The 14,358-nt window shown below is 58.0% G+C and carries 28 protein-coding genes; all 28 read right to left on the bottom strand.

The features are described 5' to 3' along the window. Positions 1-42: 42 nt before the first annotated feature. Positions 43-666, bottom strand: coding sequence for a 30S ribosomal protein S4 (gene rpsD / locus BCY88_RS16410; RefSeq protein WP_027800372.1), 624 nt, complete (start codon positions 664-666; stop codon positions 43-45). A 154-nt stretch (positions 667-820) separates the two neighbouring features. Beyond that, the gene (gene rpsK, locus BCY88_RS16405) at positions 821-1,225 is read right to left on the bottom strand and encodes a 30S ribosomal protein S11 (RefSeq protein ID WP_006052224.1); all 405 of its coding nucleotides are present in this window, start codon (positions 1,223-1,225) and stop codon (positions 821-823) included. A 28-nt stretch (positions 1,226-1,253) separates the two neighbouring features. Then, positions 1,254-1,619, bottom strand: a complete 366-nt coding sequence (gene rpsM / locus BCY88_RS16400) for a 30S ribosomal protein S13 (RefSeq protein WP_006052223.1) — start codon at positions 1,617-1,619, stop codon at positions 1,254-1,256. A gap of 41 nt (positions 1,620-1,660) precedes the next feature. Next, entirely contained in the window at positions 1,661-1,777 is a 117-nt protein-coding gene (gene rpmJ / locus BCY88_RS16395; RefSeq protein WP_004199844.1) for a 50S ribosomal protein L36, read from the bottom strand. Positions 1,778-1,797: 20 nt separating this feature from the next. Continuing rightward, positions 1,798-2,016, bottom strand: a complete 219-nt coding sequence (gene infA / locus BCY88_RS16390; protein ID WP_004521905.1) for a translation initiation factor IF-1 — start codon at positions 2,014-2,016, stop codon at positions 1,798-1,800. An 8-nt stretch (positions 2,017-2,024) separates the two neighbouring features. Beyond that, the gene (gene secY / locus BCY88_RS16385; protein WP_028199573.1) at positions 2,025-3,371 is read right to left on the bottom strand and encodes a preprotein translocase subunit SecY; all 1,347 of its coding nucleotides are present in this window, start codon (positions 3,369-3,371) and stop codon (positions 2,025-2,027) included. A 46-nt stretch (positions 3,372-3,417) separates the two neighbouring features. Next, positions 3,418-3,852: a 50S ribosomal protein L15 gene (gene rplO, locus BCY88_RS16380; RefSeq protein ID WP_120345285.1), complete on the bottom strand. Its 435-nt coding sequence runs from the start codon at positions 3,850-3,852 to the stop codon at positions 3,418-3,420. 29 nt (positions 3,853-3,881) lie between these two features. After that, complete coding sequence (rpmD, locus tag BCY88_RS16375; RefSeq protein WP_028199571.1) at positions 3,882-4,064, bottom strand: 50S ribosomal protein L30; 183 nt, start codon at positions 4,062-4,064, stop codon at positions 3,882-3,884. Between the two features lie 10 nt (positions 4,065-4,074). Next, positions 4,075-4,593: a 30S ribosomal protein S5 gene (gene rpsE / locus BCY88_RS16370; protein WP_006052219.1), complete on the bottom strand. Its 519-nt coding sequence runs from the start codon at positions 4,591-4,593 to the stop codon at positions 4,075-4,077. A gap of 14 nt (positions 4,594-4,607) precedes the next feature. Beyond that, positions 4,608-4,973: a 50S ribosomal protein L18 gene (rplR, locus tag BCY88_RS16365; protein ID WP_006052218.1), complete on the bottom strand. Its 366-nt coding sequence runs from the start codon at positions 4,971-4,973 to the stop codon at positions 4,608-4,610. A gap of 12 nt (positions 4,974-4,985) precedes the next feature. Next, positions 4,986-5,516 (bottom strand): 50S ribosomal protein L6, encoded by a 531-nt coding sequence (gene rplF / locus BCY88_RS16360; RefSeq protein WP_028199570.1) that lies wholly within the window; start codon positions 5,514-5,516, stop codon positions 4,986-4,988. Between the two features lie 18 nt (positions 5,517-5,534). Continuing rightward, entirely contained in the window at positions 5,535-5,930 is a 396-nt protein-coding gene (rpsH, locus tag BCY88_RS16355) for a 30S ribosomal protein S8 (RefSeq protein ID WP_006052216.1), read from the bottom strand. Positions 5,931-5,944: 14 nt separating this feature from the next. Next, entirely contained in the window at positions 5,945-6,250 is a 306-nt protein-coding gene (gene rpsN, locus BCY88_RS16350; protein WP_006052215.1) for a 30S ribosomal protein S14, read from the bottom strand. Between the two features lie 7 nt (positions 6,251-6,257). Continuing rightward, a complete protein-coding gene (rplE, locus tag BCY88_RS16345; RefSeq protein WP_006052214.1) occupies positions 6,258-6,797 on the bottom strand; it encodes a 50S ribosomal protein L5 in 540 nt (179 codons plus the stop codon). A gap of 17 nt (positions 6,798-6,814) precedes the next feature. After that, entirely contained in the window at positions 6,815-7,123 is a 309-nt protein-coding gene (gene rplX, locus BCY88_RS16340) for a 50S ribosomal protein L24 (protein WP_006052213.1), read from the bottom strand. Positions 7,124-7,132: 9 nt separating this feature from the next. Beyond that, positions 7,133-7,501, bottom strand: a complete 369-nt coding sequence (gene rplN / locus BCY88_RS16335) for a 50S ribosomal protein L14 (protein ID WP_006052212.1) — start codon at positions 7,499-7,501, stop codon at positions 7,133-7,135. Positions 7,502-7,791: 290 nt separating this feature from the next. After that, positions 7,792-8,064, bottom strand: a complete 273-nt coding sequence (gene rpsQ / locus BCY88_RS16330) for a 30S ribosomal protein S17 (RefSeq protein ID WP_007180129.1) — start codon at positions 8,062-8,064, stop codon at positions 7,792-7,794. Next, the gene (gene rpmC, locus BCY88_RS16325; protein WP_007180130.1) at positions 8,061-8,255 is read right to left on the bottom strand and encodes a 50S ribosomal protein L29; all 195 of its coding nucleotides are present in this window, start codon (positions 8,253-8,255) and stop codon (positions 8,061-8,063) included. The genes rpsQ and rpmC overlap by 4 nt, the downstream gene beginning before the upstream one ends. A gap of 10 nt (positions 8,256-8,265) precedes the next feature. Then, positions 8,266-8,682 carry a 50S ribosomal protein L16 gene (rplP, locus tag BCY88_RS16320; RefSeq protein ID WP_007180131.1) on the bottom strand — a complete coding sequence of 139 codons (417 nt, stop codon included), beginning with the start codon at positions 8,680-8,682 and terminating at the stop codon, positions 8,266-8,268. 2 nt (positions 8,683-8,684) lie between these two features. Beyond that, positions 8,685-9,491 carry a 30S ribosomal protein S3 gene (rpsC, locus tag BCY88_RS16315; RefSeq protein WP_020070582.1) on the bottom strand — a complete coding sequence of 269 codons (807 nt, stop codon included), beginning with the start codon at positions 9,489-9,491 and terminating at the stop codon, positions 8,685-8,687. An 11-nt stretch (positions 9,492-9,502) separates the two neighbouring features. Continuing rightward, positions 9,503-9,835 (bottom strand): 50S ribosomal protein L22, encoded by a 333-nt coding sequence (gene rplV / locus BCY88_RS16310; RefSeq protein WP_197070230.1) that lies wholly within the window; start codon positions 9,833-9,835, stop codon positions 9,503-9,505. A 7-nt stretch (positions 9,836-9,842) separates the two neighbouring features. Further along, positions 9,843-10,118: a 30S ribosomal protein S19 gene (gene rpsS, locus BCY88_RS16305; protein ID WP_054036552.1), complete on the bottom strand. Its 276-nt coding sequence runs from the start codon at positions 10,116-10,118 to the stop codon at positions 9,843-9,845. A gap of 10 nt (positions 10,119-10,128) precedes the next feature. Next, a complete protein-coding gene (gene rplB / locus BCY88_RS16300; RefSeq protein ID WP_074281988.1) occupies positions 10,129-10,956 on the bottom strand; it encodes a 50S ribosomal protein L2 in 828 nt (275 codons plus the stop codon). 2 nt (positions 10,957-10,958) lie between these two features. Continuing rightward, positions 10,959-11,273 carry a 50S ribosomal protein L23 gene (rplW, locus tag BCY88_RS16295; RefSeq protein WP_007180135.1) on the bottom strand — a complete coding sequence of 105 codons (315 nt, stop codon included), beginning with the start codon at positions 11,271-11,273 and terminating at the stop codon, positions 10,959-10,961. After that, positions 11,270-11,890: a 50S ribosomal protein L4 gene (gene rplD, locus BCY88_RS16290; protein WP_007180136.1), complete on the bottom strand. Its 621-nt coding sequence runs from the start codon at positions 11,888-11,890 to the stop codon at positions 11,270-11,272. The genes rplW and rplD overlap by 4 nt, the downstream gene beginning before the upstream one ends. Beyond that, positions 11,890-12,549, bottom strand: coding sequence for a 50S ribosomal protein L3 (gene rplC, locus BCY88_RS16285; RefSeq protein ID WP_007180137.1), 660 nt, complete (start codon positions 12,547-12,549; stop codon positions 11,890-11,892). Before rplC ends, rplD begins: the two co-directional genes overlap by 1 nt. A gap of 201 nt (positions 12,550-12,750) precedes the next feature. Further along, positions 12,751-13,062 carry a 30S ribosomal protein S10 gene (gene rpsJ / locus BCY88_RS16280; protein WP_006998489.1) on the bottom strand — a complete coding sequence of 104 codons (312 nt, stop codon included), beginning with the start codon at positions 13,060-13,062 and terminating at the stop codon, positions 12,751-12,753. Positions 13,063-13,188: 126 nt separating this feature from the next. Then, on the bottom strand, positions 13,189-14,358 hold a 1,170-nt coding region (tuf, locus tag BCY88_RS16275; protein WP_007750620.1), incomplete at its 5' end, for an elongation factor Tu.

Below are 14,358 nucleotides of genomic sequence, written 5' to 3'. Positions count from 1 at the left end.
CCCTTGCGTATCGCAATCGGGGTGCCCCGGCCGTTAATCCGATTACCGCGAATACAATTCGACGATCAGGCTTTCGTTGATATCGCCAGCGATGTCGCTGCGTTCCGGCTTGCTCTTGAACGTGCCTTCGAACTTCTTCGAATCGACAGCGACCCAGCTCGGCAGACCGCCTTGCTCAGCCAGCGACAGCGCTTCGAGAATACGCGCCTGCTTCTTCTTTTGTTCGCGCACTGCGACGACGTCGCCTGCCTTCACTTGCATCGACGGGATGTTCGACACAACGCCATTCACCGTGATCGCCTTGTGGCTCACGAGCTGACGCGCTTCAGCGCGCGTCGAGCCGAAGCCCATGCGATACACGACGTTGTCGAGACGCGATTCGAGCAATTGCAGCAGGTTTTCACCCGTGTTGCCCTTCAGGCGGTCGGCTTCAGCGAAGTAACGGCGGAACTGGCGCTCGAGAACACCATAGATGCGCTTCACTTTTTGCTTTTCGCGCAGCTGCGTACCGTAGTCGGACGTACGTGCACCCGACGTGCGGCCATGTTGGCCAGGCTTGCTGTCAAGTTTGCACTTGTCAGCGAGCGAACGACGGGCGCTCTTCAGGAAGAGGTCAGTGCCTTCACGGCGGGACAGCTTGGCCTTAGGGCCGATATAACGTGCCACGTTGATTCCTTCTATGATTAATCACGCGAACTCTCGTTCACGCTAGTCCGAACCCTTTGGGTCGAACGGTGGGCTTAGTCAATTCAATAACGCAAGCAGCCCGTCGTCGCCGGCACATAACCCGGCGGCAACAGGCGCTAGCGAAACAAGCGTCTTAGATACGACGACGCTTCGGCGGACGGCAGCCGTTGTGCGGTACCGGCGTCACGTCGGAGATCGCGGTGATCTTGATGCCAAGACCATGCAACGCGCGCACCGCGGACTCACGGCCAGGGCCAGGGCCCTTGATCCGCACTTCGAGGTTCTTCACGCCGTATTCCATCGCCACGCGGCCAGCCGATTCGGCTGCCACCTGGGCTGCAAACGGGGTCGATTTACGCGAACCCTTGAAGCCCTGACCACCCGACGTTGCCCAGGCAAGTGCATTGCCTTGACGATCGGTGATCGTGATGATGGTGTTGTTGAACGACGCGTGAACGTGAACCACGCCCTCGGCGACGTTCTTCTTGACCTTCTTGCGAACGCGTTGCGCCGCGGAGTTGTTCGAAGCCTTAGCCATTACGTTTTCCTGTAACTGTCAGTTCCGCTTACTTCTTCAGCGATTGCGCTGCACGACGCGGACCCTTGCGCGTACGGGCATTCGTACGCGTGCGTTGGCCACGCAGGGGCAAGCCCTTACGATGACGCACGCCACGATAGCAGCCGAGATCCATCAGGCGCTTGATGTTCATCGTCGTTTCACGGCGAAGATCGCCTTCAACGATGAACTTGCCGACTTCTTCACGCAGCTTTTCGAGGTCTGCGTCGTTCAGGTCCTTGACCTTCTTCGAAAATGCCACACCAGCAGCGACGCAAATGTCGCGCGAGCGCGTGCGGCCGATACCGTAAATTGCCGTCAGGCCGATTTCGGTATGCTGGTGATTCGGGATGTTAACCCCTGCGATACGAGCCATTGTTTTTCCTCAAACAAAAAGCGCAGCAAAAAGCGCGGCGTTCAGCCTTGACGCTGTTTGTGGCGCGGATCAGAGCTGCAAATCACGCGCACAACGCCTTTGCGCTTGATGATCTTGCAATTGCGGCAAATGCGCTTAACCGATGCCATCACTTTCATGATATTACCCTTTTTTCAAATCACTTCGCCCGGAACACGATCCGCGCACGCGACAGATCGTAAGGCGTCAATTCAACCGTCACCTTGTCGCCCGGCAGGATTCGGATGTAATGCATCCTCATCTTGCCGGATATGTGTCCCAATACGACATGGCCGTTTTCCAGCTTCACCCTAAAGGTAGCGTTAGGCAGGTTTTCGATGACTTCACCCTGCATCTGGATAACATCGTCTTTGGCCATAAGTCCTTTCAACGCATCGGGACGCCGCCGCCTTTGAAGTTAGCTTTCTTCAGCAGCGATTCATACTGTTGCGACATAACGTACGACTGCACCTGCGCCATGAAATCCATTGTGACGACGACAATGATCAGCAGCGACGTTCCACCAAAATAAAACGGCACGTTCCAGCGCAGTACCAAAAATTCAGGCAGCAGACAAACAAACACGATGTAGATCGCACCAGCCAGCGTCAGACGCGTCAGGATACGGTCGATATATCGCGCGGTTTGATCGCCCGGACGGATGCCCGGGACGAAAGCGCCACTCTTTTTCAGGTTGTCGGCCGTTTCCCTGCTGTTGAACACCAGTGCGGTGTAGAAGAAGCAGAAGAAAACGATCGCCAACGCGTACAGCAACACGTACACGGGTTGACCGGGCTTGAGAGCTTCGGCCACATTGTGCAACGTGTCTGCGAACCAGCTGGTACGCGACCCCGAACTAAACCAGTTCAGGATGGTTGCCGGGAAGAGAATGATCGACGATGCAAAGATCGGCGGAATCACACCCGACATATTCAACTTCAGCGGCAGATGCGAAGACTGGCCGCCGTAAATCTTGTTACCGACTTGCCGCTTGGCGTAGTTCACAAGAATCTTGCGCTGGCCACGTTCGATGAACACAACCAGATACGTCACTGCAGCAATCAGCGCGACCACGATAATCGCCGAGATGATGCTCATCGAGCCGGTTCGCACCAGTTCGAAAAGACCACCGATTGCGTTCGGGAAGCCGGCCGCAATACCGCCGAAAATGATGATCGAGATACCGTTACCGAGCCCACGTTCCGTGATCTGCTCACCCAGCCACATCAGGAACATCGTGCCGGTCACCAGCGTCACGACCGTCGTCAACCGAAACACCATCCCCGGATCGATCACCAGGCCCGGCTGATTTTCCAGCGCGACGGCGATGCCGAACGCCTGGAACGTCGCCAGCAGAACCGTAAAGACACGCGTGTACTGCGTAATCTTCCGTTGTCCAGCCTGCCCTTCCTTTTTCAGCGCTTCCAGCTGCGGCGAGACAATCGCCAGCAACTGCATGATGATCGACGCCGAAATGTACGGCATGATCCCCAGCGCAAAAATCGTGAACCGCGAAAGTGCACCACCCGAGAACATGTTGAACATGCCAAGGATGCCGCCCGACTGGCTTTGGAACAACTTTGCCAGTTGGTCCGGGTCAATACCCGGCACCGGAATGTGCGCGCCGATACGGTAGACGATCAACGCCAGCAGCAGGAACACTGCACGCCGACGCAGATCGCCAAACTTCGCCGCGCTGCGACCGGGTTTTGCGAGACTCGGACTGTTAGCCAAGTACCTTCTCCGATGCAAATGCTAGTGACGGCAAATAACTTGCGCGTTACTCGGCAAAAGAGCCGCCGGCTGCTTCAATAGCAGCGCGCGCACCCTTCGTCGCACCCAGACCCTTCACAACGATCTTGCGCTTAAGCTCGCCCGTCGCGATGATCTTGGCGCTCGTGATCAGCTCGCCGAGCAGGCCGGCTTGCTTCAGAGCCAACAGATCGATTTCGTCGACCGGCAGCTTTTCCAGATCCGAGAGACGCACTTCACCGACGAATTCCTTCGTCAGCGAGGTGAAGCCACGCTTCGGCAGGCGACGTTGCAGCGGCATTTGACCGCCTTCGAAGCCAACCTTGTGAAAGCCGCCCGAACGCGACTTCTGACCCTTGTGACCACGGCCAGCAGTCTTGCCCAGACCGGAGCCGATACCACGGCCGACGCGACGCTTAGCGTGCTTCGAGCCTTCAGCCGGCTTCAGGTTATTCAATTCCATTATCAACTCCTTGAGTCCTGGTCAGCCGCTTAGCCGATGACCTTAACGAGGTACGAAACCTTGTTGATCATGCCGCGCACAGCCGGCGTGTCCTGCAACTCGCTAACCGAATTGAGTCGGCGCAGACCCAGGCCACGCACCGTTGCACGGTGCGTTTCACGGGTGCCGATCAGGCTCTTGACGAGCTGGACCTTGACAGTTTTATCAGACATGGTGTCCACCTTAGCCCAGAATATCTTCGACGGACTTGCCGCGCTTCGCCGCGATATCACCCGGCGTCGACTGCTTGCGCAGACCGTCGAGCGTTGCACGAACGAGGTTGTACGGGTTCGTCGAACCGTGGCTCTTGGCCACAACGTTCTGCACGCCCATCACGTCGAACACTGCGCGCATCGGGCCGCCAGCGATCACACCGGTACCGTCCTTGGCCGGAGCCAGGAGGACCATCGATGCGCCGTGCTTACCGTGCACTTCGTGTTGCAGGGTACCGTTCTTAAGCGGCACCTTGAACATGTTGCGGCGAGCCTGTTCCATCGCCTTCTGAACAGCGACCGGCACTTCCTTCGCCTTGCCCTTGCCCATACCGACGCGGCCATCACCGTCGCCAACCACGGTCAGTGCGGCAAAACCGAGAATCCGGCCGCCCTTCACAACCTTGGTCACACGGTTGACCGAAATCATCTTTTCGCGCAGGCCGTCGTCGCGTTCGTCAGCCTGAACTTTCGCTTGCATCTTTGCCATGACGAATTCTTCCCTTAGAACTTGAGTCCGGCTTCGCGCGCCGCATCAGCCAGCGCTTTCACGCGGCCGTGGTAACGGAAACCCGAACGGTCGAAGGCGACGGATTCGATGCCGGCAGCCTTAGCCTTTTCTGCAATGCGCTTACCGATCAGGGTCGCAGCAGCGACGTTGCCGCCCTTGCCAGTCTGATCAGCCAGTTGCGCACGCACTTCGGCTTCGAGCGTCGACGCGCTGGCGAGCACCTTAGTGCCGCACGGCGAGAACACTTGCGCATAGATGTGCGTGTTCGTGCGATGCACGGCGAGACGCGCGACCTGCAGCTCAGCGATCTTGATACGCGTCTGACGAGCGCGGCGCAGGCGAGATTGAGTCTTATCCATGATTGCGCACCCTTACTTCTTCTTCGTTTCTTTGAGGATCACAACCTCATTGGCGTAACGCACACCCTTGCCCTTATAGGGCTCCGGCGGGCGATAGCCGCGCACTTCTGCAGCGACCTGGCCAACTTGTTGCTTATTGATCCCCTTGATCACGATTTCGGTTTGCGTCGGGGTTTCAGCCTTGACGCCTTCCGGCATCTGGTGCACCACGGGGTGCGAGAAACCCAGCGACAGGTTCAGCTTGTCGCCTTGCGCCTGTGCGCGGTAACCGACGCCAACCAGCGTCAGCTTGCGCTCGAAACCCTTCGTCACGCCGTTCACCATGTTCGCAACCAGTGCGCGCATCGTGCCCGACATCGCATTCGCTTCGCGGCTTTCGTCCACCGGCTCGAACTTCAGCGTACCGTTGTCGTTCACCACCTTCACCAGGCTGTTTGCAGCCTGCGAAATCGTACCCAGCGGGCCCTTGACGGTAATGCGTTCGTCGCTCAGGGCCACTTCTGCGCCTTGCAGCGCGATCGGGCTTTTACCTACTCGAGACATGTTTCTCTCCTTTCGGCCTTAAGCGACGTAGCAGATGACTTCGCCGCCAACGCCCGTAGCGCGCGCCTTGCGGTCCGTCATCACGCCCTTCGGCGTCGACACGATTGCCACGCCGAGGCCATTCATGACCACGGGGATGTCGTTACGGCCGCGGTACACACGCAGACCAGGCTTCGAAACGCGTTCAATGCGCTCGATCACCGGACGGCCAGCGTAGTACTTCAACACGATGTTCAATTCAGACTTCGCACCTTCGGACTTCACTGCGAAATCATCGATATAGCCTTCGTCCTTCAGGACCTGCGCAATCGCAACCTTGACTTTCGACGAGGGCATTGTCACCGAAACTTTCTCAACCATCTGCGCATTGCGGATGCGAGTCAGCATATCGGCGATAGGATCACTCATGCTCATTTACGTTTCTCCTATTACCAGCTCGCCTTGGTCAGGCCAGGGATCTCGCCGCGGAACGCGATTTCGCGAATCTTGTTACGCGCCAGCCCGAATTTACGGAACGTGCCACGCGGGCGACCGGTAATTGCGCAACGATTGCGCTTGCGGGTCGGGTTAGAGTTGCGCGGCAGTTGTTGCAGTTCCAGACGTGCTGCGTAATGCTCTTCGTCCGACTTGCTCATATCGCCGATGATCGCTTTCAGCTCAGCACGCTTGGGAGCGTACTTAGCGGCCAGGCGAGCACGCTTCTTTTCACGTTCGATCAGTGCCAGTTTAGCCACGGTAACCTCAGTTTCTGAACGGGAACTTGAAGCTGGCGAGCAGAGCCTTTGCTTCGTCGTCGGTCTTCGCAGTTGTCGTGATGCTGATGTTCAGCCCACGCAGTGCGTCGATCTTGTCGTAGTCGATTTCGGGGAAAATGATCTGCTCTTTCACACCGATGTTGTAGTTGCCGCGACCATCGAACGCACGACCCGACACGCCACGGAAGTCGCGCACACGCGGGAGCGCAACCGTCACGAAACGGTCCAGAAATTCGTACATTGCCTGACCACGCAACGTGACCATGGCACCGATCGGATAGCCCTGACGGATCTTGAAGCCAGCGATTGCCTTGCGTGCCTTCGTGATCACCGGCTTCTGGCCTGCGATCTTCGTCAGGTCGCCAACGGCGTTCTCGATGATCTTCTTGTCAGCAACCGCTTCGCCAAGGCCCATGTTCAGGGTGATCTTGGTGATGCGCGGCACTTCCATCACGGACTTGTAACCGAACTTCTCGATGAGGCCGGGTACAACCTTCTCTTTGTAAAACTCTTGCAAACGAGCCATTTTTTTACTCCGCAGCGTCAGGCGCTCAGCTCAGCACCGGTCGTCTTAAGGAAACGGACTTTCTTGTCTCCTTCGACCTTGATGCCTACACGCGACGCCTTGCCATTCGCGTCGACCAATGCGACGTTCGAAATTTGCAGCGGCATCGTCTTGGCTTCCACACCGCCCGTCGTACCCTTCATCGGGTTCGGCTTGACGTGCTTCTTGACGAGGTTGATACCCTCGACAATCACTTTGCCTTCGCCAACGGACAGCACGACGCCGCGCTTGCCTTTGTCTTTGCCGGTGATGACGATAACTTCGTCACCTTTGCGAATCTTGTTCATCGCGACTCCTTACAGCACTTCAGGTGCCAACGAAACGATCTTCATGAATCGTTCGCTGCGCAACTCGCGCGTAACAGGCCCGAAAATACGGGTGCCAATAGGTTCGAGCTTGGCATTCAACAGCACTGCAGCATTGCCGTCGAACTTGATCAGCGAGCCGTCCTGACGGCGCACGCCCTTGGCGGTGCGAACCACCACGGCGTTGTAAATTTCGCCTTTCTTCACGCGCCCGCGCGGCGTTGCTTCTTTGACGGTCACCTTGATGATGTCGCCAATGCTGGCATAACGACGCTTCGAGCCGCCGAGAACCTTGATGCACATGACTTCACGCGCACCGGTGTTGTCGGCCACTTCAAGCCGAGTTTCGGTCTGGATCATGGTTTATCTTTCCCAACTTAATCCGGTCACACCACCATGGCGTACCCGGTCAGTCTTGGTCCCGTCAGCCAATCGGCTGCTTGGGTATGAACAGCAGCGACGGCAAACGAAACCCGCCATCGCAATCCGGTGAATCCTTCGGTACAGACTGGCGCCCGAACCGCTTCCCCCACCAACTTCGCCCGCGACGGGGCTCCCATAAAAGAGGGAAGACCGAGATCATATCATATAATCCCGGTCTTGCAAGCGAAACTTACTGCGATTTCAATTACTTCTACAACTTTGCGGCGTCAGATGACGCGAGCAGCCTCGACCAGGCGAGCCACAACCCAAGCTTTCGTCTTCGAAATCGGACGCGTTTCCTGGATTTCAACGAGGTCACCCTCGTTGTACGTGTTCGCATCGTCGTGCGCGTGGTACTTCTTCGAACGCACAACGTACTTGCCGTAGATCGGGTGCTTCACGCGGTGCTCAACCAGCACGGTGACCGTCTTGTCCATCTTGTTGCTGACGACCTTGCCGACCAGCGTCCGCTTGAGCGAGGTTTTTACGCTATCGTTCATTTCTGGTTCGCCTTCTCAGTCAGGACGGTCCGCACACGTGCGATGTCGCGACGAACCTTCTTCAGCTGGCTCGTGTTCGTGAGCTGCTGGGTCGCGAGTTGCATGCGCAGGCCGAATTGCGCCTTCAACAGGTCCGACAGCTCCTTGTTGAGCGCGGCCTGATCTTTCTGGTGAAGTTCGGAAGCCTTCATCATTTGCTCCTTAGGCGCCGAGCTGACGCACGATAAACGTCGTCTTAAGCGGCAGCTTAGCTGCAGCCAGACGGAACGCTTCGCGTGCCAGTTCTTCGGTTACGCCGTCCATTTCGTACAGCATCTTGCCCGGTTGAATCTCTGCGACGTAGTACTCAGGGTTACCTTTACCGTTACCCATACGTACTTCAGCCGGCTTGTGCGAGATCGGCTTGTCCGGGAAGATGCGGATCCAGATGCGGCCACCACGCTTGATGTGACGCGTCATTGCACGACGTGCCGCTTCAATCTGGCGCGCGGTCAAGCGACCACGACCGATAGCCTTCAGGCCGAATTCACCGAACGACACCGCGTTGCCGCGGGTAGCGATACCGGTGTTACGACCCTTCTGCTCTTTGCGATACTTTCTGCGTTTCGGTTGCAGCATCGTTATTCTCCAGTCTTCCCGTCGCCGCCGGCACCGCCAGCACGACGAGGAGCGCCACGGCGTGCACCTGCCGGGCCACCACCCTCACCATCACGACGCGGACGGCGATCGCCACCCGGACGTGCGTTGCGGCGCGGACGCTTTTCTTCGGCGACTTCTTCAACCACCGGTGCGTCATTGCGGCCGAGCGTATCGCCCTTGTAGACCCACACCTTCACGCCAATGATGCCGTACGTCGTCTTCGCTTCCGAAGTTGCGTAGTCGATATCAGCACGCAGCGTATGAAGGGGCACGCGACCTTCGCGATACCATTCCGTACGAGCGATTTCGATACCGTTCAGGCGGCCAGCGCTCATGATCTTGATGCCTTGAGCACCCAGACGCATTGCGTTTTGCATCGCACGCTTCATCGCGCGGCGGAACATAATCCGGCGCTCGAGTTGTTGCGTGATCGAATCCGCGATCAGTTGCGCATCGGTTTCCGGCTTGCGGATTTCTTCGATGTTGACGTGGACCGGAACGCCCATGCGGCGTTGCAATTCCGACTTCAACAGTTCGATATCCTCGCCCTTCTTACCGATGACGACACCCGGACGCGAGCTATAAATCGTGATGCGCGCGTTTTTCGCCGGACGCTCGATAACGACGCGACCAACCGAAGCGTTTTTCAGCTTCTTCTTCAGGTATTCACGAACACCGATGTCTTCCTGCAACATCGCCGCGAAATTGTTGTTGTTCGCGTACCAACGCGACGCCCAATTGCGGCTGACGGCCAAACGGAAGCCAGTCGGATGAATTTTCTGTCCCATCGTATGACCCCTTAATTCCCGACCGTCACAGTGATGTGACAGGATTGCTTCTCGATGCGGTTACCGCGGCCTTTAGCGCGCGCAGTGAAACGCTTGAGCGATGCAGCCTTGTCGACCATGATGCTCGTTACCTTGAGCTCGTCGATATCGGCGCCTTCGTTATGCTCCGCATTCGCGATCGCCGACAGGACGACCTTTTTCACGATTCCCGCAGCCTTCTTCGGCGAGAACGTCAGAACGTTCAGCGCCTTGTCGACCGGCAAACCGCGGATCTGGTCAGCCACAAGGCGCGTTTTCTGCGCCGAGATGCGGGCACCGCGATGAATTGCTTTCACTTCCATCATGAGCCCCTTATTTCTTAGCCTTCTTGTCGGCTGCGTGACCCTTGAACGTCCGGGTCAATGCAAACTCGCCAAGCTTGTGGCCGACCATGTTTTCCGAGATGTACACCGGAACGTGTTGACGGCCGTTGTGCACAGCAATCGTCAAACCGATGAAATCCGGCAGAATCGTCGAACGACGCGACCAAGTTTTGATCGGCTTCTTGTCACGCGCAGCGGCTGCCGACTCAACTTTCTTCAGCAAATGGGCGTCGCAGAACGGACCTTTTTTTACAGAACGTGCCATTGCCTACTCCTTAACGCTTGTGACGGCGCTGGACGATCATGCTCGTCGTGCGCTTGTTGCTGCGGGTGCGATAACCCTTAGCAGGCGTGCCCCACGGGCTCACCGGATCGCGACCTGCAGCCGTCTTGCCTTCACCACCGCCGTGCGGGTGATCGACCGGGTTCATTGCAACGCCACGCACCGTCGGGCGGATACCGCGCCAGCGATTCGCGCCAGCCTTACCGATTTGACGGAGGCTATGCTCTTCGTTGCCAACTTCACCAATCGTCGCGCGGCATTCAACGTGAACGCGGCGGATTTCACCCGAGCGCAGGCGGACCTGTGCGTAGATGCCTTCACGAGCCAGCAACATCGCCGACGTGCCAGCCGAACGCGCCATTTGCGCGCCCTTGCCCGGCAACATTTCGATGCAGTGAATCGTCGTACCGACCGGGATATTGCGGATCGGCAGCGTGTTACCCGAGCGGATCGGAGCTTCCGAACCCGACATCAGTTGCTGACCAACCGTCAAACCCTTCGGAGCGATGATGTACTTGCGCTCGCCGTCTGCGTACAGAACCAGCGCGATGTTCGCGCTACGGTTCGGATCGTACTCAAGACGCTCGACCTTTGCCGGAATGCCGTCCTTGTTGCGACGGAAATCAACGACACGGTAGTGATGCTTATGACCACCACCCTTATGGCGCGTGGTGATGTGGCCGTTGTTGTTACGGCCGGCGGTCGTGGATTGCGAATCGAGCAGCGGTGCGAACGGCTTGCCCTTATGCAGATCCTTGTTGACCACTTTGACCATCGCACGGCGACCCGGCGAAGTCGGCTTAACTTTAACGATTGCCATGATTACTTGGCCTCCGCTTCAAAGTTGATTTCCTGGCCGGGCTTCAGGCAGACGTACGCCTTCTTCACGTCCTTGCGCTTGCCCATGAAGCGGCCAAAGCGCTTGGCTTTGCCCTTCGAGACCAGCACGTTGACGGAATTGACTTCCACCTTGAACAGCAGCTCGACTGCAGCTTTCACTTCCTGCTTCGTGGCATCGGGCGCGACTTCGAACACAACTTGCTCGTTCTTGTCGGCCACCAGCGTCGCCTTTTCGGAGATCACCGGCGCGAGCAGGACCTGCATCAAACGATGATCGTTCTTGCGAATCTCGCTCATGACAGCAACTCCTCGATCTGGGCGACCGCAGCCTTCGTGATCAGGATCTTCTTGAAGTAGATCAGCGACAGCGGGTCGGCGTAACGCGGCTCGACAACTGCCACATGGGCGAGGTTGCGCGACGCGAGGTACAGGTTTTCGTCAACCGTGTCGGTAATCACCAGCACGGAGTCGAGACCCATCGCCTTGAATTTTTCGGCCAGCAGCTTCGTCTTCGGCGCTTCGAGCGTCAGCTCGTCGACCACCGAGATGCGGCCTTCGCGGGCCAGCTGCGAGAAGATCGAGCAGAGACCTGCGCGATGCATCTTCTTGTTGACCTTGTGCGAAAAGTTTTCTTCCGGCGAATTCGGGAAGATCCGGCCACCGCCGCGCCACAACGGGCTCGACGACATACCGGCACGGGCGCGGCCCGTACCCTTCTGGCGCCACGGCTTCTTGGTCGTGTGCTTGACTTGCTCACGGTCCTTCTGCGCGCGGTTACCGCTACGGGCATTCGCTTGATACGCCACCACGACCTGGTGAATCAGGGCTTCGTTGTAATCGCGACCGAACACTACGTCCGACGCGCTAACGCCTGCACCTTCCTGACCATTGGCATTCAGGAGCTTAAGTTCCATTATTTCGCTCCTTTCACGGCACGCGTCTTCACGGCCGGCGTAACGAATACCTTGCCACCCTTCGCACCCGGAACGGCGCCCTTGACCAGCAACAGCTTGCGGTCAGCGTCGATACGAGCGATTTCGAGGTTTTGCACGGTTACCGTATCGTCACCCATGTGACCGGTCATGCGCTTACCCGGGAAAACACGACCCGGATCCTGCGCCATACCGATCGAACCCGGCACGTTGTGCGAGCGCGAGTTACCGTGCGATGCACGGCCGGATGCGAAGTTGTAACGCTTGATAGTACCGGCGTAGCCCTTACCGATCGACACGCCTTGCACGTCGACCTTCTGGCCTACTTCGAACAGGTCGGGACCGACCACGGTGCCGTTCGACAACTCGGCAGCCTTGGCAGCATCGATCTGGAATTCTTTGAGGATTTCACCGGCTTGAACACCGGCTTTGGCGAGATGACCGGCCAACGGCTTCGTCACACGCGATGCACGGCGCGTACCGAATGCAACCTGCACGGCGGTATAGCCGTCGGTTTCAACAGTCTTGATCTGCGTCACGCGGTTGTCGGACACGTCCAGCACGGTAACGGGAATCGAATCCCCTTCTGCCGTGAAGATACGGGTCATGCCAACCTTGCGACCTACGAGTCCAAGGCTCATCGTTTTCTCCATTCCCGACTGCGATTGGTCGGGGCTAATTTACAAAATGCCGGTGCCGTTTCAGGCGCGAAATCACGCTGCTGGACACCGACTTTTTTGCGCAAATGCGCGAAAAGCCCACTATTATAGCGAGGCTTTTCGTTTTCTGCAAGCAATCAATGACTTAGCGTTGTCTGGCATGCCAGACAACCGCTGGGAGCCTTATTGGAGCTTGATTTCCACGTCCACGCCAGCCGGCAGGTCCAGCTTCATCAGTGCGTCAACGGTCTTGTCCGTCGGGTCGACGATGTCCATCAGACGTTGGTGCGTACGGATTTCGAGCTGATCGCGCGACGTCTTGTTGACGTGCGGCGAACGCAGGATGTCGAAACGTTGAATGCGGGTCGGCAGGGGCACCGGACCACGAACGATTGCGCCAGTCCGCTTTGCCGTGTCGACGATTTCAGCTGCCGATTGATCGATCAGGCGATAGTCGAAAGCCTTCAGGCGAATGCGGATTTTCTGGTTCTGCATGACAATTCCTTGGAAAGAGCGAGGCGGTATTGCGCCGCCAGATAGTAAAAGAACGTAGAGCCGGGCACCCACTGTGGGTTGGCGCCCGGCTCCGGGCACCACTTACTGCAAGTTCAACCCTCGATTTTACTCGAGAATCTTAGCAACCACACCTGCGCCGACCGTACGGCCGCCTTCGCGGATTGCGAAGCGCAGACCTTCTTCCATCGCGATCGGGTTGATCAGCTTCACCGTGATCGACACGTTGTCGCCCGGCATGACCATTTCCTTGTCCTTCGGCAACTCGATCGAGCCCGTCACGTCCGTCGTACGGAAGTAGAACTGCGGACGATAGTTGTTGAAGAACGGCGTGTGGCGGCCGCCTTCGTCCTTGCTCAGCACGTACACTTCTGCCGTGAAATGCGTGTGCGGGTTGATCGAACCCGGCTTCGCCAGAACCTGGCCACGCTCCACGTCTTCACGCTTCGTGCCGCGCAGCAGGATACCCACGTTGTCGCCGGCCTGACCCTGGTCGAGCAGCTTGCGGAACATTTCCACGCCCGTGCACGTCGTCTTCACCGTCGGCTTGATACCGACGATTTCGATTTCTTCGCCGACCTTCACCACGCCGCGCTCAACGCGACCCGTCACCACCGTGCCGCGACCCGAGATCGAGAACACGTCTTCCACCGGCATCAGGAACGCACCGTCAACTGCGCGCTCCGGCGTCGGGATGTACGTGTCCAGCGCGTCGGCCAGGTTCATGATCGCCACTTCGCCCAGCTCGCCCGTGTCGCCTTCCAGCGCCAGCTTGGCCGAACCCTTGATGATCGGCGTGTCGTCGCCCGGGAAGTCGTACTTCGACAGAAGTTCGCGAACTTCCATCTCCACGAGCTCCAGCAGCTCAGCGTCGTCCACCATGTCGCACTTGTTCAGGAACACGATGATGTACGGAACGCCAACCTGACGCGCCAGCAGGATGTGCTCACGCGTTTGCGGCATCGGGCCGTCTGCTGCCGAGCACACCAGGATCGCGCCGTCCATCTGCGCTGCGCCCGTGATCATGTTCTTCACATAGTCAGCGTGGCCCGGGCAGTCGACGTGTGCGTAGTGGCGGTTAGCCGTTTCGTACTCGACGTGTGCCGTGTTGATCGTGATACCACGTGCCTTTTCTTCCGGCGCCGCGTCGATCTGGTCGTATGCCTTCGCTTCGCCGCCAAACTTCTTGGTCAGCACCGTCGTGATCGCTGCCGTCAGCGTGGTCTTGCCGTGGTCAACGTGACCGATCGTGCCGACGTTCACGTGCGGCTTGGTCCG

The sequence above is a fragment of the Paraburkholderia fungorum genome (assembly GCF_003610895.1).
Classification (GTDB): domain Bacteria; phylum Pseudomonadota; class Gammaproteobacteria; order Burkholderiales; family Burkholderiaceae; genus Paraburkholderia; species Paraburkholderia fungorum_B.
Note: the sequence above shows the minus strand (reverse complement) of the source record. Positions and strands in the feature narration are given on the sequence as shown.